Here is a 21,174-nt window from a genome sequence, read left to right on the forward strand (position 1 = left end):
AAGGTAGGTGCAAATTTAATGAGTGAAACAAAAAAACAGGTCAAGAAAAATGATGCAAGGCCTATAACAGAAAGGCAGCTTGTTCTCATGATCATCATGGTCACACTGCCGATGACCTTGGTTCACTCTCCATCCGACATTGTGCAATTTGGACAGCAGCATGCCTACTTATGCATTATTCTGGTGTATCTCATCCTCCTGATTTGCATCTGGCTGCTGTCGAAGACACAGCGCCGCTTCGGCAGCCAGAATTTGTTTCAGGCTATGATCGGACGCCAGCCATTTATTGGGAGAGTGATTGTAGTGTTGTACATCTTCTATTATTTCTACATTTTGGCAAGGGATGCGAGACTGCTGACCGAATATGTGGATACTACGCTTCTGCCGCTTACTCCAGTCATGATTATTTTGCTGTGCATCTTCTCTATGTCCGGTTTTATTATTAGGGGCGGGATGAAATCGGTTGTCGGCATGACAGAAATTTTTATGCCCATTCTAATCATCACTATATTCACCATACCACTCTTTGTATCTGGAGCACTTGATTTTCACTATTTGAAGCCGTTCTTACCTGTGGATATGGTCGGAGTCATGAATGGTGCATGGTATTATTTCTCATACGCAGGAGAGGTCATTATATTGCCTTTTATTTTCGGTAGAGAGAGCTTTAAGCTGAAATCCGCTGTAAAAGGCGTCTCCTTCGCTTTTTTCCTTCTTGTATTAGATATTATTATTATGATTCTGATTATCGGATTGCCGATCATCCCCAGAATCACCTATCCGTCACACGAGCTTGTCCGTCAAGTACAGATCAGTGACTTTTTGGACCGGTTCGACATGTTTCTGGCTGCTGCGATTCTCCCTATACATATGACGAAGGTTGCTTTTAACACGTATGTTATTTGCTACGGTATGGGCAGTCTGGACAAAAATATATCAGGACGCATGATGCAGGGGCCGATTATATTGCTCGGATATGTATGTGCCTTCTGGTTCTTCAAGGATTCCATACAGCTGTTCAAGTTCGATCGGGAATGGTCAGCTATCGTGCTCTTCTTTACTGTAGTCATGCCTGTGCTGATCTTCCTTATCTTCTGGCCGTCCAAGAAGAAAAAGAACGAGACTAATCCGAATAAGCAGTCTGCTCAGAACGAGTCGTCTCAGAACCAGCAGTCCTACCAAAAAGGTAAAAACTCATAAAAAGGGGGCGCAAACCCGGCTTCAGGCTCCCAAGGCTCTTCATGAATCCATATATAACTTCTGGAATTACTTTCTTCTGGGCCAAGCTCCTTATATACTAGATACAAGACTTTGTATAGCTGTATAGAGAAAGGGGGTAAAAAACATGGCTCAGAATTTGCTTGGCAAAAAAGTAGCGCTGGCAGGTCCTCGAAAGTCAGAGGAAATGTCGATGATTATTGAGAAGCTGGGCGGAACTCCGGTGCTGCGCCCGGCGCAAGGTACTGTTTTTCTCGATGACGAGCATCTGGAGAGCAGCATAAAGGCCTGGGTGAAGCATCCGCCGGAATGGACCTTGTTGACAACGGGAATGGGGCTCGATGCTATCTTTAGTAAGGCGGAACAAATGGGCGTAGAGGAGGCTCTTACTGCGGCGCTCTCGAAGTCCCAAATTGCTGCAAGAGGATACAAGACGGTGAATGCTTTGCGCAAAAGAGGGCTTAAGCCGGTTGTAAGGGATGACGATGGAAGCACTTCAGGCCTTATTCGTGAGCTAGCGGCATATCCGCTTGAAGGCAAAAGAGTTCTTGTTCAGCTGCATGGTGAATCAGCGCCGCGCCTTATGGCATGGCTCTCCGATCAAGGGGTACACGAGATTATTCAGGTCTTGCCTTACCGGCACGTTCCACCTGAGGAGCACGACCTTGCTCTATTGTTATCCGAAATTTTGGATAAGCAGATTGATGCAATCACCTTTACCAGTGCGCCCCAAATCCGTTTTTTGGTGAAATATGCTGAACAGCATGGGAAGCTTGAGCAGATGAAACAGCGGCTTGAACATGACATTGTAGCGGCGGCTGTAGGCAAGGTGACAGCTCAGGCGATGATCGAAGAAGGGGTTGAACCCAAGGTCATCCCGGCTGAGGAGCGAATGGGCAGTATGATGGTTGCGCTGGGCAAGTATTTTGCAGAGCAGAAGACAGTATAAGGAAGCAGGCTTTGTCACATGCTATTCCTTATGACACCTTACCTGATGTTCAAGAGGTGAGGTGTTTTCTCTATTTTTCTTAGTACAGTAATCCTGGTTTGATGACTCAAAGTTTAAAGATCCTGTATTTGTGTTTAGAAATGAGTAAGAATTAGAATTCGATTTCATATTACCTTGAAAAATATACATATTTCGACGGATGACCTGATCTACCCGATATAGGCGCTGTCAGATTTATTGATATCTCTGGGAGGTGCAACCCTTGTTATTTGACATCATCGTCATCCTCGTGCTTCTAGTGGTCAATGCTTTTTTTGCTGCATCTGAAATGGCATTGATCTCCATCAATGATAATCGCATTCGGGTCCTATCCCTGGAAGGAAATAAGCGAGCTCAGAAACTCGAGAAATTAGTAGAGGAGCCGACAGGCTTCTTATCCACGATCCAGATCGGGATTACGCTGGCCGGGTTCTTGAACAGTGCCTTTGCGGCCGATAAATTCGCGTCCTTGCTGGTCAATTATTTGATCTCAATCGGAGTGGATGTTGCTCCTTCTCTTCTGTCTTCGATCTCTGTTATTGTCATTACACTCATTCTGTCATACTTCACGCTTGTATTCGGCGAGCTTGTGCCTAAACGGATTGCGATGAAAAAGGCGGAGTCGATCGCGCTTGCCGTCGTTGGACCACTTAGTATGCTGTCGAAGATCGTGGCTCCATTCGTCAAGCTGCTCACTGCATCAACGAACGTAACCGTACGCTTGTTCGGAATTGATCCGAATTCGGAGGAGGAGGAAGCTTCTGAGGAAGAAATTCGGATGCTGGTGGATACCGGTCTTGAACGAGGCACAATTCAGCAAAGTGAGAAAATGATCATTCACAATATTTTTGATTTTGATAATAAAACGGTATCCGATATGATGACACACCGTACAGACATGGTTTCCATTTCCGTTGATACGCCTTTTGATGATGTGCTGGATATGGTTCAATCTGAGCAGTATACACGCTTCCCGGTATTTGAGGAACGCATTGATAATGTAATCGGGATCTTGCATGTGAAGGACCTGATTATGCAGTTCAAGAAGGATAATACGAATCCAAGACAGCTTAAGGATATCATTCGGCCGGCTTACTTTGTGTCAGAAACCAAAAAGGGTGATGATCTGCTTGAAGAGCTTCAGCAGAATCATGTGCATATGGCCATCGTGGTTGACGAATACGGAGGTACTGCCGGTATCATTACCATTGAAGACCTCATCGAAGAGATTGTGGGCTTGATATACGATGAATATGATGAGGATGAATCTATTTATGAAGCCATAGATGAGGTGACCTACTCGTTTAACGGAACAGCCCGTCTGGATGAAGTGGCTGATATCGTTAGAGCCAGCTTGCCTGAGGATGAGTACGAGACCCTTAGCGGCTTCATGATTGGAACGCTCGGAAGAATTCCAACCAAGCAGGAGCATCCAGAGTTCGATTATCGCGGATTCCGTTATAAGGTCGAGGAAGTGGGCAAGCAGCGAATCCGCAAAATTCTCGTCAAGAAGCTTCCCGATGGTGATGTGGAGAATGAACTCATAGAAGCTTGATGAATTCATAGATATTAAAGGAATAAGGGATTCATTCGCGAAATTAGATACGAACCGGCTAAGGTATAAGCCCAGCTTGGTTCGTATTTTTCATGTGAATCAGCCGAATACAAATGGTGGATTTAGCTTATCGATTGAGGCTATACTAGGCTCTATGGGCTCACGGCTAAGAAAGAGCAAGGAGGAATGAAGAATGGAACGAAAGAAAGCATTGCTGTTAGGAGATTACACACACCCGATGTATCATCCATTGCAAGGCGTGGACGCAGAAATTAGTCATATTTTGCAGGAAGTGATGACGGTTCAGTGCAGTGAGAATCGGAACTTATTGCTCGCCGAGCACTTATCGGGCTACGACCTGCTAATTTCATATCTGGATGATTGGAAGGGAGCCATTGCACCACAACAGACGGCGGGTCTGCTCAGCTATGTAAGCGGAGGAGGGGCACTGCTTGTGCTGCACAACGGAATCTCCATGCACAATCGGTATGAGGCGGCTCAGCTGCTCGGGGGAAGATTTACAGGACACCCGGCACCACGGAAGCTTGAATTTAAAGTGGCCGCAGAGGGTCACTCCATCGTTGAGGGGGTAAATAGTTTTACAATGGAGGAAGAACCGTATCGATTCGAATTTGATCCATTCTCGGAGAAGACGGTCTTACTTGAATATACAGATGGTGAAGGAACATGGCCTTGTGCCTGGGCCCATGTTTATGGGATGGGCAGAGTCGTATACCTCATGCCAGGGCATGACGTGCCTTCCTTCTCCGCCCAGCCCTTCCGCAAGCTGATTGTTCAGTCCGCGATGTGGGCAACACGTACAAAGATAAGAGTATAGGATGGCAAAAGCAGATATAATAAGAGAGGAAAATAAAGGAGGTCATCGTAATCATGAGCGACTTGTTCAAGAAGGCAGTATCCCTTGGCGTAGGATTTACCCTTTACAGTAAGGAGAAAATTGAAGGTGCTGTAAATGAGCTTGTTAAACGCGGAGAACTTGCTCCGTCCCAATCCAAGGCAGTCATTGATAAGCTGATGGAACGTGGAGCCGAGGAATCGGCCGGGATCAGGAAGGCTATATCGGATCAAGTGGAGAAGGTGCTTGTAGATCTTGGTGTGCCGACAAGAGCGGATGTAGCGAGACTTGAGAAGCGTATCGCTGAGCTTGAAGCTCAGGTTGCACAGCAGAAGCCGGCCGCAGATCCGGATTTGCCGAATAAGCCCCTGCCGGAAACGCCGATGCTTGAAGAAACAACGCCTGACATGCAGCCTCCTACCAAAGAGATCGAATAATGGCTGTTCGCGTGCAAAATGCAGGACGGTACAGAGATATTGCCATGGCGCTGATGCGTCATGGCTTCGGCTATATGGTGGAGGAAATGGGCTTCTTTCAAGCGTTGTCACTGCCTAGACGATGGATTATGCGGGAGGGCATTCCTGAATCGAAATCGCTGGGCGAACGAATACGCCATGTACTGGAGGATCTGGGTCCTACCTTTGTGAAGCTGGGCCAGCTAGCAAGCACTCGCTCTGATCTGCTTCCTCCGGGTATTGTACAGGAGCTGACCAAATTACAGGACCAGGTCCCTCCCTTCTCCTCCGAGATGGCGAAGGGGATTCTGGAGCAGGAGCTGTCTGTACCCCTGGAGCAGGTGCTCAGCCATTTTGATGACGCGCCTCTAGCCGCAGCCAGCATAGGACAAGTCCACGTTGGCAAGCTGGTGACAGGAGAGAAGGTAGCGATCAAGATACAGAGACCGGGCATTTCGCCGATTATAAGGCGAGATCTTGATATACTGAGGGACTTTGTTGCGCTTGCCGAGCGCAGGTGGGAGTGGGTGATCAGGTATCAGCTTCGGGAGATGGTCGAAGAATTCGCGGATTCTCTGCTCGCCGAGCTCGATTACAGCAATGAAGGAAGGAATACAGAAAAAGTAGGACAACAATTTACCGATAATCCGCATATACATATCCCCAAAATATATTGGGACTACACCAGTGCCAAGGTGCTGACGATGGAATATATGGACGGAATTATGCTGAATCAGCGCGAGGTGCTGCTTAGCCGGGGATATGAGCTGAAAGGAATAGCCCAGAAACTGGTTGACTCCATGCTGAACCAAATTTTTATTGAAGGCTTCTTTCATGCCGATCCGCATCCCGGAAATCTCATGATTATGAAGGATGAGACGCTGGCGTATCTCGATTTTGGCATGGTAGGGCGCCTCCATGGCGATATGAAGGAGCACCTGGCATCGCTGATCATAGCCTTGATGCGCAAGAACACAGACAGCATGGTACGAGCCATAGATAAGCTCGGCATGATTCCGGAAGGAATCAATATGAGTGTGCTGCACGGTGATCTGGATCGGCTGCGTGATGAATACTATGACATTCCCTTCTCCAGAATCAGCATAGGCAAGGCACTGAGTGATCTTTTTGGTGTGGCGCAGCGTCATCAAATTACACTTCCTCCGGATATTATCCTGCTGGGCAAGGCGCTGGTCACATTGGAAGGGGTTATCGAGCATCTGGACCCGAACATCAGCATTATTGATATGGCGGAGCCTTTCGGACGCAAGCTGGTGCGTGAGAAGCTCAATACTAGGCGCCTGCGTGGGAAACTGTCCAGCGGTGTGAGCCATCTTGTTGAGTCCATTATTGAATTGCCGGGGCAAGCCCGGCTTCTGACCTCGATAATAAACAAAGGAAAATTAAAATTAGAGGTGAGCGTTCCAGAGGTCGATCAGGTGATGAAGAAGCTTGACCAGATCAGCAATCGGCTGTCCTTCAGTATTGTACTGCTTGCGTTCAGTATTTTGATGGTCGGGCTTATCGTCGGGGCTGCCTTAAGTGATCAGAAGTGGAATATTCCGATTGTGGAGATTGGGCTCGTGGTCGCGGGTCTTATGGTGGTATGGTTCATCATCCATATTATCCGTTCAGGAAGATTTTAAAGTAAGGGTGGGTATCACGAATGAACGGGATTAATGAAATTGTACAGAGACAAAAAGATTATTATAGCAGCGGAGCCACTCGCAGACTGGAATTCAGACTGGAGCAGCTGAGACTGCTTAGAGAAGGCATTGTACGGCGCAAATCCGAGATTCTGGAGGCTGTTAGAATCGATCTCAACAAGAGTGAACAAGAAGCGATCATGACCGAATATGGCATATTGCTGGAGGAGATTGATTTTATCAAGAAAAGGCTTAAGGGCTGGATGAAACGAAAGAGAGTAAAAACAAGCCTGAAGACGCACATTGGAAGCAAGGGATATATTGTGGCCGAGCCTTATGGCACAACTCTGATTATCGCCCCGTGGAATTACCCGTTCCAACTGGCATTGTCTCCGCTGCTTGGGGCTATAGCTGCCGGTAATACAGCGGTAATCAAGCCATCAGAGCTGACACCGCACGTTTCCGCTGTCCTTAATTCCTTGATTGGGGAGCTCTATGATCCGGCATACATTACAGTTGTTGAAGGCGCAGTGGAGACCAGTCAAGAGCTGCTGCGCCAGCCTTTTGACAAGATCTTCTTCACCGGCAGTGTAGCGGTGGGCAAGGTCGTCATGAAGGCTGCAGCTGAGCAGCTGACTCCACTCACGCTGGAGCTGGGCGGCAAGAGCCCCTGCATCATTCATCAGGACGCCCATGTGAAGCTCGCGGCCAAGCGGGTTGCCTTCGGCAAGGTAACGAATGCCGGTCAGACCTGTATTGCTCCAGACTATCTGCTTGTGCATGAAAGTGTCAGGGATGCCTTTGTAGAAGAGTATGCGAAGGCGATCAAGTCTTTTTACGGCAAGGACCCGGTGGAGCATACGGATTACGGAAGAATCGTATCTCCCAAGCATTTTGAGCGGCTGAAAGGATTTCTACAGACAGGCTCTATTGTGCTGGGCGGGGAAGTGAACGAAGAATCACTGAAGATTGCACCTACTATCCTGGAAGGGATCAGCTGGGAGGACCCGGTCATGCAGGAGGAGATCTTTGGACCGATTCTTCCCATGATGACATATCAGCACCTGGATGAGGTGGTGCATAGGGTCAATGCGCGTCCTAAACCGCTCGCCTTGTATCTATTTACGGAGAATAAAATGGTGCAGGAACGCATTATCGAACAAATTTCTTTTGGCGGAGGGTGTATTAATGATACACTGATGCATGTTGCCACACCGCATCTTCCTTTTGGCGGAGTCGGAGAGAGCGGGATGGGCAGCTATCATGGGGAATCGAGCTTTGCCGCTTTTTCCCACATGAAGAGTGTGCTTAAGCAGACGAATAAATTCGATATAAAGATGAAATATCCGTCAAAAAACAATTTGAAAATCATACGCAAAGTGATGAAGTAAAGCTTTGAGCGAATGGATATCATGAGGTGACTATTTTGAGTTTTGAACAATTAGGAATTTTGCCGGAATGGAGCGAGGTTCTGCGTCAGCAGGGAATTGCGAAGCCAACGCCGGTACAGGAGAAGTCGATTCCACTGGCCCTTGCGGGCTCGGATGTGATTGCAGAAGCACAGACAGGAACAGGCAAGACCTTTGCATTTATGCTGCCTATTCTGCAGCGTATCCATGCGGAGGATCGCGCCCCGCAGGCGCTCATCGTTGCACCGACCCGAGAGCTGGCACTGCAGATTACGACCGAAGCGAAGAAGCTGACGGAAGCGAACGAAGCGATTCGAGTGCTTGCCGTGTATGGCGGCCAGGACGTAGAGAAGCAGCTGCACAAGCTGAAGGGTGGAGCCCAAATTATTATCGGTACGCCAGGCAGGCTGATTGATCATCTGGGCAGAGGAACCCTTGTACTGGACAAAGTCAAGATTCTCGTTCTGGATGAGGCAGATCAAATGCTCCATATGGGATTCTTGAACGAGGTGGAGACGTTGATCAAGGCATTGCCTTACAAGCGTCAGACGATGCTCTTCTCTGCGACCATGCCGACAGGCATTCGCAGACTTGGCCGCACCTACATGAAGGAGCCAATTGACGTTAAAGTCAAATCCGATTCGGTTATTCCCATTAAGCAGATTCGTCAGCTGGTCGTAGAATGTACAGATCGTACGAAGCAGGAGGCGCTCATTGGAGCGATTGAGCAGTATCGCCCATATCTGGGCATTATTTTCTGCCGTACCAAGCGTCGTGCTTCTGCGCTGAATTCAGCGCTTCAGGACTTGGGATATGCGAGTGATGAGCTTCATGGCGATCTCTCTCAAGCGAAGCGCGAGACGGTGATGAAGGCGTTCAGAAACGCCAAGCTGCAATTGCTCGTTGCTACAGATGTAGCAGCCAGAGGACTGGATGTGGAGGGTGTAACCCATGTGTTTAACTATGACATTCCACATGACCCGGAGAGCTACATTCACCGGATTGGCCGAACAGGACGAGCGGGCGGCAAAGGTCTTGCTCTTACCTTTGCAGCACCGAAGGACAAGCCGGAGCTGGCACGCATTGAGCAGGGAACTGATCAGCGTCTGGACCGTGTGGGTTGGCAGAGCGGTTATGCCGGCGAGCCGGGCTCGCTCCAGAAGTTCAGCGGCGGAGGTACCACCATTGATACGCGGAAGGTTCGTTCGGATGCGAAGCGTGAGGGTGGCCGCTCCGGCGGGCAGGGCAGCGCTCGCAGATCAAGGGACGATGGCGGTGAACGTGGTCGCAAAGATGCAGGCGGGCATTCAGGCGAACGCCAAGATAAATCCCGGGGGTCACGCAGAGATAGCGGAGCCGGCGGCCGTGAAGGACAGAAGCGTGCGGATAAGGATCGTCCATGGCGCGCAGATAGCAAGCCTAGCTCTAGCAGAGGCACTGGCGGTTCTACTGGACGAAATGGAAGAGATGGACGAGGCGGACAGCCTTCATCCGGCCGCTCCGGCAAGCAGGCAGGTGGCCGCTCGGGGCAGCCATCAGCCAGAGGCGGCTCTGCTGCAGGACGTGACAGCCGCAGGGACGGCGGACGTAGAGGCAGGTAATGCCCTATTTAGATGAGATAACGGTGTAATATGACTGACACACCTTCTAATTCCAGGCTTAAGATGAACTCTTTAGCTCACATTAGAAGGTGTTTTTTGTGTGGGTTCCTATTGCAGCACTTGACAAATGATAATGATTATCAGTATCTTTAAATAGAGTTTTAATTTACATCGATTGAATCAATTACATATCTCAAGGTATTATGAAATTGATTCGTTATCATTAATAATTCATCTTATCTTCATAAGAACTTCATTTCATTTACATACATCCAGGATTTAAGCTTCTGATGACCAACCATTCTAAGGAGATGATCGCTCATGTTTCGTTTAGAAACGACCGGACTGTCCATAGCCTACGAGGATAGACTTATAGTTGAGGATTTGAATATCCAGATTCCGCAGGGGAGAATAACAGCCCTTGTGGGAGCCAATGGATCGGGGAAATCTACGATTCTCAAAACGATGGCACGTTTAATGCAGCCGAAGGCGGGTCATGTATTATTGGACGGCAAATCCATCCATAAGCAATCGACGCGTGAAGTGGCGAAGCAGCTGGCTATTCTGCCACAGAATCCAACGGCCCCGGAAGGTCTGACGGTAACTGAGCTTGTATCCTATGGTCGTTTTCCTTATCAGAAGGGCTTTGGTTCACTCAAGGAGGAAGACAAGAAGATGATAGAGTGGGCGATTGATGCGACAGGATTAAATGAGTTCCATGACCGTCCCATTGATCAGTTGTCCGGTGGTCAGCGGCAGCGTGCATGGATTGCGATGGCACTCGCTCAGGATACAGATATCCTGTTCCTGGATGAGCCGACAACATTCCTGGACATGGCGCATCAGCTTGAGGTGCTTCAGCTGCTGGAGGAGCTTAATATCAGCTCGCAGCGGACCATAGTCATGGTTGTGCATGATCTTAATCATGCTACACGTTATGCGCATCATATGATTGCGATCAAACAGGGTAAGGCAGCGGCGATTGGATCTCCGCAAGAGGTCATGACGACAGAAGTGATGCGTGAAGTGTTTGGGATCGAGGCGGATATTATTACAGATCCTCGTACAGGTGTTCCGCTCTGTCTGCCGTATGCACTTGCAGGTAAAGACAATGCGGGTCTTGTGGGGGCAACCAACTCGATTCATACACAGATTCGTCAAGTGGCGGGTGTGTAATCAAGGCACAGTTCATTCGCATGGGATAAATATTTAATAAGGCTTTCTTGCCAATGCAGGGAGCTTTTTTTATTTATTGGAATTGTTTTGATATGATTAGAGCTGTAAGACGCACAGGTAATTTGTATTGAGAATAAGAAGGAGGAGTTAGGATATGTCAGTATATGATTACACGGCAGTCACGACCGCCAATCAGGAGGTCCCTCTTGATATGTACACCGGGAAAGTGCTGATAATCGCGAATACAGCGAGCAAATGCGGGCTAACGCCACAATATGGTGAGCTTCAGCAGCTCTATGATCATTACAAGGATCAAGGTCTTGTTGTACTTGCATTTCCTTGTAATCAGTTTGGCGGACAGGAGCCGGGAACCAGTGGGGAAGCTGAGGAGTTCTGTCAGATCAATTATGGTGTGAACTTTCCGGTCTTTGCAAAAGTAGAGGTGAATGGAGAGAACGCACATCCATTGTTCCAATACCTCAAAGAGCAGAAGCCTGGTCCTAACGAGACCAGTGATATCCAGTGGAACTTCACGAAGTTTGTCATTGACCGGGATGGACAGGTGGCTGAGCGCTTCGAGCCGAAGCAATCTCCGGAGGAGATGACCCAGCTGATCGAGAAGCTGCTCTAAGATGGTTTAATACGAAGGTGAAAAAGAGGCAATCCCACTGTTAATAGGCTCCTGGGAAACCAGATTCAGTGGGACAGCCTCTTTTTAGTATGATTCGTTTGTATTATTCCCAGTTGAACTGCTCATGCTTACAAGTTCCTGCTCAATATGCGCTTTTAAAGCAAGGTGAGCTGCCAGGATACGCCGAACTGATCGACAAGCCAGCCGAATTTGCGGCTGAACCCGTAGTTACCTAGGGGCATGAGATCAGCACCACCTTCACGAAGCTTAGCATGCAGAACATCGATTTCCTCTTCTGTATCACAAGTGATGTATATAGAGAAAGCAGGGGTAAATGTGAATTCATGCTTGATATTGCTGTCGATACACATGAATTGTTGTCCTTTGAGCGAGAATGAAGCATGCATTACCGTTCCTTCTTGTCCAGGCTCATTGGGACCGTATCGGGTTAAGCTCTCAATTCTAGAATCTTCAATAATCGACGTATAATAATTCATTGCCTTCTCAGCCGTACAATCTTGGAACATTAGCAAGGGCGTTACCTTCATTCTGCAATCCTCCAGTAATCGTTATTTAGGGAATCCACGCGGGTAACCGTATCTTATCCTTTGTAAGAGATAAATCCTTCTTCAAGCAGCTGTTTCAGGCCCATGAACATAAGGTTCCAGCCCTGCTCTGTGCCGTCATGGTATTCGCCAAGTGCCGCAGCAAGATCAGATTCATTCCACTGCTCTTCATGAGGCACCACAATATTTTGAGTAAAACGCATCTCACAGCTCTGGCCCATCGGCTCGATCTCTACAGTGATCGTATCAACCGTGTCGCTGAACTGCGGCATTTCGAAGGTGAAGGCAATCTTGGTCGGGGGTTCAATCTCCAGGTATTCTCCAATAGCCCGGTAGTCTTGCCCACCTCTGTGATCCACGATCTCCCAGCTTCCTCCCACTCGAGGGTCATTCGTACACACCTTGTTCGTTCCTTCCAAAGTAAAAAACCATTTTCTCATCATTTCGGGATTCAGCCATGCATCAAATACGCGTTCGGCAGGAACCTCGAATTGACGGGTCATTTGAAGTGTCGTTATTGAAGATTCTTTTTTCAAAATTAATGCTCCTCCTTCTTTGCCTTCATCAGCTCTGTTTCCAGAAGATCGAACCGTTTATTCCAGAATTGTTCGTACACCCTGAGCCAAGAGGTCGCCTTGGATAAGGCCTGTCCATCCAGATGACAGATGTGGGTTCTCCCTTGAACCTTCCTATTAAGCAAGTGTGCCTGTTCGAGGACCTTTATATGCTTGGAGATAGCGGCTAGCGACATATCAAAGGGCTCAGCAAGCTCGCTTACGGTTCGTTCTTTGTCAGCCATCATCCTTATCATCTTTCTGCGTGTTGGATCAGCCAAAGCATGGAAGATCTGATCCAGTTCGTTTGTATGTTCATTGTTAACCATGTAGTTAAATATACACAACCGTTTGATAATATTCAACCTTTTGGTTTAATATCTTGCAGATCAACAGATTCATAATAAAAAAGCCCGACAACCATGAATCGATAATGATGATTCACTGGCGATGACGGGCTGTCTAAATAGAGATATGGGTTTCCATATATCGTGTTGAATTGAAACGGCTGATTTGTAAATGCTAATACCGATCCACCTGTTTAAATACGGGTGAAGAAGATTTGGATAGGGCATAATTATTGCTTCTCCTGCTGCGTATGATCATCCAGGCAGCGATGAGAAGCACAAGTCCGTTGAGGACGAAGATCCAGCGGATCGGCATCAGGCTTCCGAGCAGACCGCCGATAATGGGACCTGCCATTGTCGCGAGCTGTGACGCGGATTGGTTAAGGCTGAAGGCCCTTCCTCTAAATGCGGAATCCGTCGTTTCAACGATAAGGGCATTAATGGTTGGATACACAGCGGCAAAAAATAATCCGTAGCCAAAGCGAAGCAGGCCGAAGCCGATATAATCGCTTACAAGAATCTGAAGCATATTACCGATACCGCCGCCGACAAGCCCAATTATGAGTATTTTGGAGTAGCCGATTCGCTGTCCAATCTTGGCCCACCTTGGAGCCATGATGATGGTGGCGATACCGACGGAAGAGAAAATAATTCCGGAAGTAAGGGAGGCTTCGTCTACAGATACACCCATCTCCATGACGTATACGGTGAGAAGCGGCTCCAGAATCATGACAGAAAAAGTCGTCACTGCCATAATGGCGAGCAGCGCCATAAATGGTTTATTGGCGGATGCCTGCTTAATATCATCCCGTACTCTTGAACGGGTGGCAGAACGATTGAAATTATGCTCTTTGACAAAAAACGTAGCGATGAGTGCAGAGACCAACACGATCAGGGCAGAGAATAAAAAAGCGTTGCGGTTACCATAGTAATGGCTGACAACACCGCCTATTAAGGGTCCGATGATGCTGCCTGTAGCTCCGGCTGTCGACATGACCCCGAGAGCATACCCGGTTTTGGCTTCTGGCGTGTTCGTGGCCACGAGCGCAATGGAAGCCGGCACGAAGCCAGCGAGCAGACCCTGAAAGATGCGGACTGCAATGAAGACATAAGGATCGTGCACGAAGTAGCTGATCAAATAAAGGAAGGCGAGTGCAAATCCTGATCGGATCAGCATCGGCTTTCGTCCGTATTTATCAGCAAGAGAGCCCCAGTAAGGGGATATCAGTGCACTGGCGAGAAAGGTAATTCCAAAAGCAACACCTGCCCACAGTTCGATATAGTCTTCTCCGACATTCAGCTCGGTATTCATAAAAATGGGCAAAAAAGGGATGGAGATGGAATAAGCTGTGCTGCAAAAAAATACGCCGACCCATAGCACAAACAAATTCCGTTTCCAAGAGAACTTCATAGCATACAACTCCTTTCATAAGAAAATAAACCGTATTTCGCGGCCGATCCGCTAACAGGTCTCATTCTACTCCTAAAATTTGTAATAGCCAATGGACGCAGAGTGAATGTAGATATGTTCAAGAAAGGAATCACTCTAAACGATCCCTTTGTAATCAAGGTTTTTTGGCTCATTTGTTTTCTTTATCATCGTTATAAACAAAATTTTTTGTGAAAATTTAAACTTAGGCTTGAATTGTGAAATTAGTCACATTATAATAAAGACATAAGACATAGTGAAATTAATCACAAAACAATATGCAGAAATGCTTCAGGGCAGGAATTCTACAGTTAGCACTTTAGCTTGACGAAATGAGAGCCCTGCATTTTTAGCAATATAGTAGTGAATCATTTCACAGCATAGCCATTCCGCTTTTTTCTATCCTTAAGGAGGTATTTTAGAATGAAAGTAGCCGTTATTGGATGTACACACGCTGGGACAGCAGCCATTATTAATACAGCAAAGCTTTATCCGGATGCCGAAATTACAGTTTATGAACGCAATGACAATGTTTCCTTCTTATCCTGTGGAATTGCACTATACGTTGGCGGGGTCGTTAAGGATCCTCATGGATTGTTCTATTCTTCACCTGCACAGCTGCAGGGGCTGGGCGTCAAGATGCATATGCTCCATGAAGTAACCGAAGTGGATACCAAGGCAAAATCGCTCAAAGTGCGCAGCTTAAACACAGGTGAGGAGCTCGTGGACACTTATGATAAGCTGATTGTGACCACAGGATCGTGGCCGATTATTCCGAATCTTGATGGGATCGATCTGAACAACGTGCTTCTGTGCAAGAACTATGAGCACTCCAACACGATTATCGCCAAATCCCAAGACGCACGTCATGTGACCGTTGTAGGAGCAGGCTATATCGGTATCGAGCTGGTAGAAGCTTTTCAGATGAATGGTAAAGAGGTAACGCTGATTGATGCTGAGGACCGTATCCTAAGCAAATACCTCGATGCTGACTTTACCGACCGTATCCAGTCTGACCTCACAGACAAAGGCATTCAGCTTGTGCTTGGTGAGAAGGTGAGTCGCTTTGAAGGGGAAGAGGGAAGTGTCCGCAAAGTCGTTACTGATAAAGGCACTTATGAAACAGATCTGGTCATTCTGTGCATTGGCTTCCGTCCTAACACCGAGCTCTTGAAGGGGCAGGTTGACATGATGCCGAACGGAGCGATTCTGGTGGACCGTTACATGCGCACGAGCAATCCCGATGTCTTTGCAGCTGGAGACAGCAGCGCAATCTATTACAATCCAACTCGACAAGTGTCCTATATTCCCCTTGCGACCAATGCTGTACGGATGGGTACTCTTGTTGCCCGCAACCTAAAGGCTCCTGTGACACGTTATATGGGAACCCAAGGTACATCAGGTATTAAGATTTATGAGCAAAACATTGCGGGAACAGGGCTGACGGAAGCGGGCGCAGCGGCAGCAGGTCTTAAGGTTGAGAGCGTCACTCTGGAGGACAGCTATCGTCCAGAGTTCATGCCTACGGCGGAGAAGGTTCTGATTAAAGTGATATTCGAGCAGGAATCCCGCCGGATCGTCGGCGCACAGCTGATGAGTGAAGCTGAGCTCACGCAATCCATTAACACCTTGTCCGTATGCATCCAGAATGAGATGACTGTAGATGAGCTGGCGTTTATCGACTTCTTCTTCCAGCCGCACTACAACAAGCCGTGGAACTTCCTGAACAGTGTAGGACAGAAAGCGCTGAAGCCGGTTGATGCTAAGGCTCAAGAGGAGAAGGAAGAGGTCCTTGTTTAGAAAAGGGAATATTCTCTTGCTCTTTAAAAAAGGGTAAGCTGATCATGACGGACCGTCAGAGCATAATGCTCTGGCGGTTTTTTTTCATACACGTCAAATATTTGTGACTTTATTGTAAGTCTCCTGATCGTCACATCTGTAAGTAAAGAATAGTCTTCCAGCACAAGCACATCTGCATTGTGAATTTATTAACAATCGATAATATGAAAAAGCATTACAATGGAGGTAGTATTACCAATCTGATTCGGGGCGCTTGTTTTCCCTATTGGCCTGGTGCTGGTATTGATCGCCGGAGGAGAGCTTCTGACAGGCAATATGATGGCTGTATCTCTGGCACGATTGCGAGGGAGAATCTCTACGCTTCTTCTTATCCGAAATATGGTGCTCGTCACGTTGACTAATTTTGCGGGAGCTCTTTTTGTTGTTTACTTTTTCGGACATGTGCTGGGACTCACAGGTGAAGGCATCTATCTGGATCAAGTGGTGGATATGGCGGGACATAAGCTGGAGGACAGCTTCCTGCAGGCCTTTATTTCGGCAATAGGCTGTAACTGGCTTGTCGCCCTAGCGGTATGGCTGTCTTATGCGGCAGATACGATGAGTGGAAAATTGCTGGGGATATGGATTCCGACAGCAGCGTTTGTCGCGATTGGGTTTCAGCACGTTGTCGCCAACATGTTTCTCATACCCGCTGCGATATTTGAAGGACATTATTCTTGGAGCATGTACCTGGCTAATTATATTCCGGTTTGGCTGGGCACAGGTGGAGCCGTGTTTGTAGCAGGTGCCTACTATTTGGCGTACCTCCATGAACAGCCGCAAGGTAGGAGTCTTGCTGAGGGAGCCAAAGATCATACTAAAATTCGCCATGTCTAGGTTCGGGGGAACGAAACCTTTACATGACGAATTTTCGGGAGTGGTCTATGATACGGCACTTGGAGGAGGGGTCTTCCTAACTCCTAACTGCCTTGATTTTTATTACCCTTGCCTATAGATGATGAAACAAGCGTAAAAAAATATTTCGATTGAAATGTAACGACTTAGAATGAATTCAGCAGGATACGGTGTAAGTGCGCGAGAGGTCGTATTTATACTTGTAAGCAGCTCATGTTTAGCGGTTACCGCCAGTGACGGGAGCTGCTTTTATTTTTTGTCACACTTTGACGATTCTGGAATCCGGAATTATGATAAAGGAACTGGTTTGAGCGAACTTGAAACATAAGAAGTGGCATGGGAAAGGAGAGTAAGACGTGATGAATGAACAGAATGGAATATTTCCTGCCGTCTGTCCGCTGGATTGTCCGGACACCTGCGGTCTGCTCTTGCATAAGAAGGAAGGCAAAATCGTGAAGGTAACAGGCAACCCGGATCATCCGATTACGAAGGGCGCCATTTGTAACAAGGTCCGAAACATGACAGAACGCATCTATGATGAGAAGCGTCTGCGGTATCCTCTGCGGAGAACGGGTCTCAAGGGCGAGGGCAAATTTGAGCGGATTACCTGGGAGGAAGCGATCAGCGAGATTACAGGACGTTTGAAGGCTATATCGCTGGAGTACGGAGCAGAGGCTATTTTGCCTTACAGCTTCTATGGAAATATGGGAATTCTCGGCGTGGACGGGATGGATCGGCGCTTCTTTAATGCGCTTGGTGCAAGTCGGCTGGAACAGACCATATGTAATGCAGCTGGCACCACTGGATGGAAATATACAATGGGTGCGAACCGAGGGACGGTGCCGGAAGAAACAGAGTATGCTGATGTTATTATCGTGTGGGGCGGAAATATTATCAGCACGAACATGCATCAAGTAGTACTTGCAGAGAAAGCGCGTAAAGCAGGCGCCAAGGTCATTGTGATTGATGTCCACCGCAACCGCACGGCACAGTGGGCGGATTGGTTCATCCCGCTGTATCCCGGGACCGATGCTGCACTTGCGCTCGGGATGATGAACGTGCTGTTCGGGAAGGGGCTCGTGGACGAGGCATTCTTGCAGCAATACACGGTAGGTCACGAAGAGCTTCGCGAGCATGTCAAGGCCTATACACCAGAGCGGGTATCTGTTATTACCGGTGTTCCGGTTGAGGATATTGTGAAGCTGGCAGAGACATATGGTCAGGCCAAAGCGGGCTATATCCATATTGGCAACGGTCTTCAGCATCATGATAATGGGGGGATGAATGTACGGGCTGTTGCATGTCTCCCTGCACTAACAGGAGCTTGGGCGAAGCTTGGGGGCGGAGCGTCGAGATCGAACAGTGGGTATGCCAGCTTAAACAGCGACCTACTAGAGCGCCCTGATCTCAGAGAGAACCCGGATGCACGAAGCATTAATATGAACCAGATCGGTGCAGCCCTTCACGATGAAGAGCGGCCGATTAAAGGGATGTTTGTATACTGCTCCAATCCGCTCGTGGTCGCTCCGGATACGAAGCGGGTAGAGCAGGGCTTTGCACGGGAGGATCTGTTTACAGTGGTTCATGATCTCTTCATGACAGACACGGCCAAATATGCGGATATTGTGCTTCCGGCCACCTCTAATTTCGAGAACACCGATTTGTACAGCTCGCCGTGGCACCAATATGTGCATATCCAGGAGCCGGTCATTGCGCCGCTTGGCGAAGCCAAGAGCAATGTGGAGCTGTTCTCGCTGCTTGGACGAGCTATGGGGTTTGATGAAGCAGCCTTCAGTGAAACGGAGCTGTCTATGATCGAGGGAGCGCTGGGTTACCCGGACAATCCGTACTTGAATGGGGTAACGGTGACTAAGCTTATGGAGCAGCGCTTCGTGAAGCTGGACATGTCAGAGTATGAACATTTTCTTGAACACCTGCCTACTCCCTCCGGCAAAATTGAGCTGTATTCCGAGGTGATGCTCGAGGCCGGTTTGTCACCCATGCCTGTCTATGCGCCGCTTCATGAGGGATATGACGGCGAGCATCCGGCAGGAAGGGAAGACAAGTATCCACTTATGTTTCTTTCGCCGCCGAATCATAACTTCTTGAATTCGACGTTTGCCAATGTAGAAAAGCATCAGAAGATGGAGAAGCATCCGATGCTGCATATCCATCCGCGAGATGCAGAGGAGAGAGGCATTGAGGAGGGAGATCAGGTCGTTGTATATAATGACCGGGGAACCTATCAGTTAACAGCCAAGGTAGGTGAAACCATGCTTCCCGGGACGGTCATCAGCCAAGGTCTCTGGTGGGAAGGAGCGGGAGGCAGGCAGCGTGCTAATATGCTAACGCCGGACCGATTGTCGGACATGGGCAGAGGGGCTACCTTCTTCTCAACAACGGTTCAAGTCATCAAGCAAGATAAGTAATCATTCGAAGTTAATGACAACGCGGGAGAACAGAACATGAAATGGCTTGAACAATATCCGAAGGAAGTAAAAATATTTTTGATCGCTAGCCTCGTAAATGCTACCGGCAGTTCACTAATGTGGCCGCTCACCACGATGTATGTATTTGATGAGCTGGGCCGGAGCATGTCACACGCTGGCTTTGTTATATTGATTCAATCGCTGGGCGGCATCTTCGGCCAGCTTCTCGGCGGAGGCTTATATCATAGAGTAGGTGTGAAGAAGCTGATCGTCGGCTCGCTGCTGCTGAATGCCATCGGGCTGTTCACTCTGCCATGGATCAGTGAGGTATGGTGGCTGTTTGTGGTCATGATGGGCTTGATCGGGCTGTTCAATTCCTTGTCCCTGCCTGCCATTCAAGCCTTTGTCGGCTTTCGCTTTGCTGATCGCAGAGGCGAGCTGTTCAACGTCATCTATGTCGCTCAAAATATCGGTGTTGCGCTTGGAACAGCACTCAGCGGATTCCTCGCCGATATATCCTATCATTTAAGCTTTATTATGAACGGTGTCACTTCAGCTATATTTGGCGGCTACTTCTTTATGTATTTGAGCAGGGTTGACCGGGAGCAGGGAACGACATTTGTCCCGACACAGCAGAAGCAGTTGAAGCCGCAGGAGGATAGAACCTGGTATCTGCTTCGCAACGTTCGGTTGTACCTTTTTATCAGTGTGGGTTCCCTATTCATCCTACTCGGTAACTCCATATGGAACACGGGGGTATCGCCCTTCATTATTGAAGAGGGGATGGAGAAGAAGGCGTACAGCCTGCTATGGACGCTTAACGGTATCCTTATTTTTGTGGCTCAACCGGTTACCTCACTTATCAAAAGATGGTTTGCGCAGACTTCGTCTGCCCAGCTGATCGTAAGCGCCGTATTCTACACGGCAGGCTTTGCTGTTATTGCGCTGTTTCAGCATTATCCCGGCATGATTCTGGCGATGATTCTCATTACGCTTGGTGAGATGCTGATCTCGCCTGCTACACCAGCGTTTATCTCTGAGCATGGAGGAAAGGCAGCTCCATTTTACTTAGGTGTATCAGGGGGCATTGCTGCCATTGGACGGGTTGCGGGTCCTTACGCAATGGGAGTCATGTATGATGCAGGAGGACTATCTCCCGTTGCCTGGTTCGCTGCGATTACAGCAGGAATCAGCATTGTCGCTTTTGTCATTCATGCCAAAGTGAATGCTTCAAGTAGACATGCTCTCCAAGAGGAATCAGCAGTTCTATAAAACTCTTGAGCTATATATCATTTGTATCCATCGAATCAGACTGTTTCTGACGAGTCCACCGGACTTCACGAAACAGTCTTTTTTATGCGGGGAATCACACATTTTTCACCCTCTATAGCAATAATTTATCCCTTATCTTCCCTATTGTTTGCTGTTTAAATACTAGGTGAGGATTTGTAAATTCCCTGTAAACTCTGGATGAAGGACCGTCTTAGAATGGAGCGTCCAAGGGAAGGGTCCGATTAATTAATGAAAGGAGTGACGATGTAAGGCCGCATGAGCACGAATAGAGCCCCTATCTTTGCTCGAAAGATTAATAGAATTAGTACAGGAGGGATTTTGCTTGAA

The 21,174-nt window shown here is 48.0% G+C and carries 17 protein-coding genes and 1 pseudogene; 14 read left to right on the forward strand and 4 right to left on the reverse strand.

The window, feature by feature from the left end; translation table 11 throughout:
• Positions 1 to 18: 18 nt before the first annotated feature.
• The 10 genes from ACFQ3J_RS17765 to ACFQ3J_RS17810 all read left to right on the forward strand — a co-directional run bounded on the left by ACFQ3J_RS17765 (position 19) and on the right by ACFQ3J_RS17810 (position 11,535).
• Positions 19 to 1,200, forward strand: coding sequence for a GerAB/ArcD/ProY family transporter (locus tag ACFQ3J_RS17765; RefSeq protein ID WP_251582913.1), 1,182 nt, complete (start codon positions 19 to 21; stop codon positions 1,198 to 1,200).
• A 145-nt stretch (positions 1,201 to 1,345) separates the two neighbouring features.
• Positions 1,346 to 2,167, forward strand: coding sequence for a uroporphyrinogen-III synthase (locus ACFQ3J_RS17770; protein ID WP_251582912.1), 822 nt, complete (start codon positions 1,346 to 1,348; stop codon positions 2,165 to 2,167).
• A 262-nt stretch (positions 2,168 to 2,429) separates the two neighbouring features.
• Positions 2,430 to 3,761, forward strand: coding sequence for a hemolysin family protein (locus tag ACFQ3J_RS17775; RefSeq protein ID WP_091160899.1), 1,332 nt, complete (start codon positions 2,430 to 2,432; stop codon positions 3,759 to 3,761).
• Between the two features lie 193 nt (positions 3,762 to 3,954).
• A complete protein-coding gene (locus tag ACFQ3J_RS17780) occupies positions 3,955 to 4,599 on the forward strand; it encodes a ThuA domain-containing protein (protein ID WP_091160898.1) in 645 nt (214 codons plus the stop codon).
• A 53-nt stretch (positions 4,600 to 4,652) separates the two neighbouring features.
• Positions 4,653 to 5,054, forward strand: coding sequence for a phasin family protein (locus ACFQ3J_RS17785; RefSeq protein WP_091160896.1), 402 nt, complete (start codon positions 4,653 to 4,655; stop codon positions 5,052 to 5,054).
• Positions 5,054 to 6,718, forward strand: a complete 1,665-nt coding sequence (locus ACFQ3J_RS17790; RefSeq protein WP_251582911.1) for an ABC1 kinase family protein — start codon at positions 5,054 to 5,056, stop codon at positions 6,716 to 6,718. The genes ACFQ3J_RS17785 and ACFQ3J_RS17790 overlap by 1 nt, the downstream gene beginning before the upstream one ends.
• A gap of 20 nt (positions 6,719 to 6,738) precedes the next feature.
• Entirely contained in the window at positions 6,739 to 8,109 is a 1,371-nt protein-coding gene (locus ACFQ3J_RS17795; protein WP_251582909.1) for an aldehyde dehydrogenase, read from the forward strand.
• 32 nt (positions 8,110 to 8,141) lie between these two features.
• Positions 8,142 to 9,728, forward strand: coding sequence for a DEAD/DEAH box helicase (locus ACFQ3J_RS17800; RefSeq protein WP_091160956.1), 1,587 nt, complete (start codon positions 8,142 to 8,144; stop codon positions 9,726 to 9,728).
• A gap of 321 nt (positions 9,729 to 10,049) precedes the next feature.
• Positions 10,050 to 10,904, forward strand: a complete 855-nt coding sequence (locus ACFQ3J_RS17805; protein WP_251582907.1) for an ABC transporter ATP-binding protein — start codon at positions 10,050 to 10,052, stop codon at positions 10,902 to 10,904.
• A 154-nt stretch (positions 10,905 to 11,058) separates the two neighbouring features.
• The gene (locus ACFQ3J_RS17810; protein ID WP_251582905.1) at positions 11,059 to 11,535 is read left to right on the forward strand and encodes a glutathione peroxidase; all 477 of its coding nucleotides are present in this window, start codon (positions 11,059 to 11,061) and stop codon (positions 11,533 to 11,535) included.
• 155 nt (positions 11,536 to 11,690) lie between these two features.
• Here ACFQ3J_RS17810 and ACFQ3J_RS17815 read toward each other — a convergent pair whose 3' ends face one another.
• The 4 genes from ACFQ3J_RS17815 to ACFQ3J_RS17830 all read right to left on the reverse strand — a co-directional run bounded on the left by ACFQ3J_RS17815 (position 11,691) and on the right by ACFQ3J_RS17830 (position 14,413).
• A complete protein-coding gene (locus ACFQ3J_RS17815; protein WP_251582904.1) occupies positions 11,691 to 12,083 on the reverse strand; it encodes a VOC family protein in 393 nt (130 codons plus the stop codon).
• A gap of 53 nt (positions 12,084 to 12,136) precedes the next feature.
• Positions 12,137 to 12,604 carry an SRPBCC family protein gene (locus tag ACFQ3J_RS17820; RefSeq protein ID WP_251583180.1) on the reverse strand — a complete coding sequence of 156 codons (468 nt, stop codon included), beginning with the start codon at positions 12,602 to 12,604 and terminating at the stop codon, positions 12,137 to 12,139.
• Positions 12,605 to 12,639: 35 nt separating this feature from the next.
• Positions 12,640 to 12,984, reverse strand: a complete 345-nt coding sequence (locus tag ACFQ3J_RS17825) for an ArsR/SmtB family transcription factor (RefSeq protein WP_251582903.1) — start codon at positions 12,982 to 12,984, stop codon at positions 12,640 to 12,642.
• 193 nt (positions 12,985 to 13,177) lie between these two features.
• On the reverse strand, positions 13,178 to 14,413 hold the full coding sequence (locus tag ACFQ3J_RS17830; RefSeq protein WP_091160884.1) for an MFS transporter: 1,236 nt from the start codon (positions 14,411 to 14,413) through the stop codon (positions 13,178 to 13,180).
• 441 nt (positions 14,414 to 14,854) lie between these two features.
• Between ACFQ3J_RS17830 and ACFQ3J_RS17835 the strand changes: the two genes are divergently transcribed.
• From ACFQ3J_RS17835 to ACFQ3J_RS17850, 4 genes and pseudogenes are all read left to right on the forward strand, one after another.
• A complete protein-coding gene (locus ACFQ3J_RS17835) occupies positions 14,855 to 16,231 on the forward strand; it encodes an FAD-dependent oxidoreductase (protein WP_251582902.1) in 1,377 nt (458 codons plus the stop codon).
• 246 nt (positions 16,232 to 16,477) lie between these two features.
• Positions 16,478 to 17,107, forward strand: a pseudogene (locus tag ACFQ3J_RS17840) (formate/nitrite transporter family protein); the annotation flags it as partial.
• Positions 17,108 to 17,484: 377 nt separating this feature from the next.
• Positions 17,485 to 19,554 carry a molybdopterin-containing oxidoreductase family protein gene (locus tag ACFQ3J_RS17845; RefSeq protein WP_091160880.1) on the forward strand — a complete coding sequence of 690 codons (2,070 nt, stop codon included), beginning with the start codon at positions 17,485 to 17,487 and terminating at the stop codon, positions 19,552 to 19,554.
• A 36-nt stretch (positions 19,555 to 19,590) separates the two neighbouring features.
• A complete protein-coding gene (locus ACFQ3J_RS17850; RefSeq protein ID WP_091160879.1) occupies positions 19,591 to 20,826 on the forward strand; it encodes an MFS transporter in 1,236 nt (411 codons plus the stop codon).
• Positions 20,827 to 21,174: the final 348 nt, after the last annotated feature.

Origin of the sequence: Paenibacillus provencensis (genome assembly GCF_042678545.1) — a bacterium.
GTDB classification, from domain to species: Bacteria; Bacillota; Bacilli; order Paenibacillales; family Paenibacillaceae; genus Paenibacillus; species Paenibacillus provencensis.

Excerpts from the sequence above, each read along its gene's own strand:
- ACFQ3J_RS17765 (WP_251582913.1), top strand. The coding sequence starts at position 19 with ATGAGTGAAACAAAAAAACAGGTCAAGAAAAATGATGCAAGGCCTATA.
- ACFQ3J_RS17770 (WP_251582912.1), top strand. The coding sequence starts at position 1,346 with ATGGCTCAGAATTTGCTTGGCAAAAAAGTAGCGCTGGCAGGTCCTCGA.
- ACFQ3J_RS17780 (WP_091160898.1), top strand. The coding sequence starts at position 3,955 with ATGGAACGAAAGAAAGCATTGCTGTTAGGAGATTACACACACCCGATG.
- ACFQ3J_RS17785 (WP_091160896.1), top strand. The coding sequence starts at position 4,653 with ATGAGCGACTTGTTCAAGAAGGCAGTATCCCTTGGCGTAGGATTTACC.
- ACFQ3J_RS17790 (WP_251582911.1), top strand. The coding sequence starts at position 5,054 with ATGGCTGTTCGCGTGCAAAATGCAGGACGGTACAGAGATATTGCCATG.
- ACFQ3J_RS17795 (WP_251582909.1), top strand. The coding sequence starts at position 6,739 with ATGAACGGGATTAATGAAATTGTACAGAGACAAAAAGATTATTATAGC.
- ACFQ3J_RS17805 (WP_251582907.1), top strand. The coding sequence starts at position 10,050 with ATGTTTCGTTTAGAAACGACCGGACTGTCCATAGCCTACGAGGATAGA.
- ACFQ3J_RS17810 (WP_251582905.1), top strand. The coding sequence starts at position 11,059 with ATGTCAGTATATGATTACACGGCAGTCACGACCGCCAATCAGGAGGTC.
- ACFQ3J_RS17815 (WP_251582904.1), bottom strand. The coding sequence starts at position 12,083 with ATGAAGGTAACGCCCTTGCTAATGTTCCAAGATTGTACGGCTGAGAAG.
- ACFQ3J_RS17820 (WP_251583180.1), bottom strand. The coding sequence starts at position 12,604 with ATGACCCGTCAATTCGAGGTTCCTGCCGAACGCGTATTTGATGCATGG.
- ACFQ3J_RS17825 (WP_251582903.1), bottom strand. The coding sequence starts at position 12,984 with ATGGTTAACAATGAACATACAAACGAACTGGATCAGATCTTCCATGCT.
- ACFQ3J_RS17830 (WP_091160884.1), bottom strand. The coding sequence starts at position 14,413 with ATGAAGTTCTCTTGGAAACGGAATTTGTTTGTGCTATGGGTCGGCGTA.
- ACFQ3J_RS17835 (WP_251582902.1), top strand. The coding sequence starts at position 14,855 with ATGAAAGTAGCCGTTATTGGATGTACACACGCTGGGACAGCAGCCATT.
- ACFQ3J_RS17845 (WP_091160880.1), top strand. The coding sequence starts at position 17,485 with ATGAATGAACAGAATGGAATATTTCCTGCCGTCTGTCCGCTGGATTGT.
- ACFQ3J_RS17850 (WP_091160879.1), top strand. The coding sequence starts at position 19,591 with ATGAAATGGCTTGAACAATATCCGAAGGAAGTAAAAATATTTTTGATC.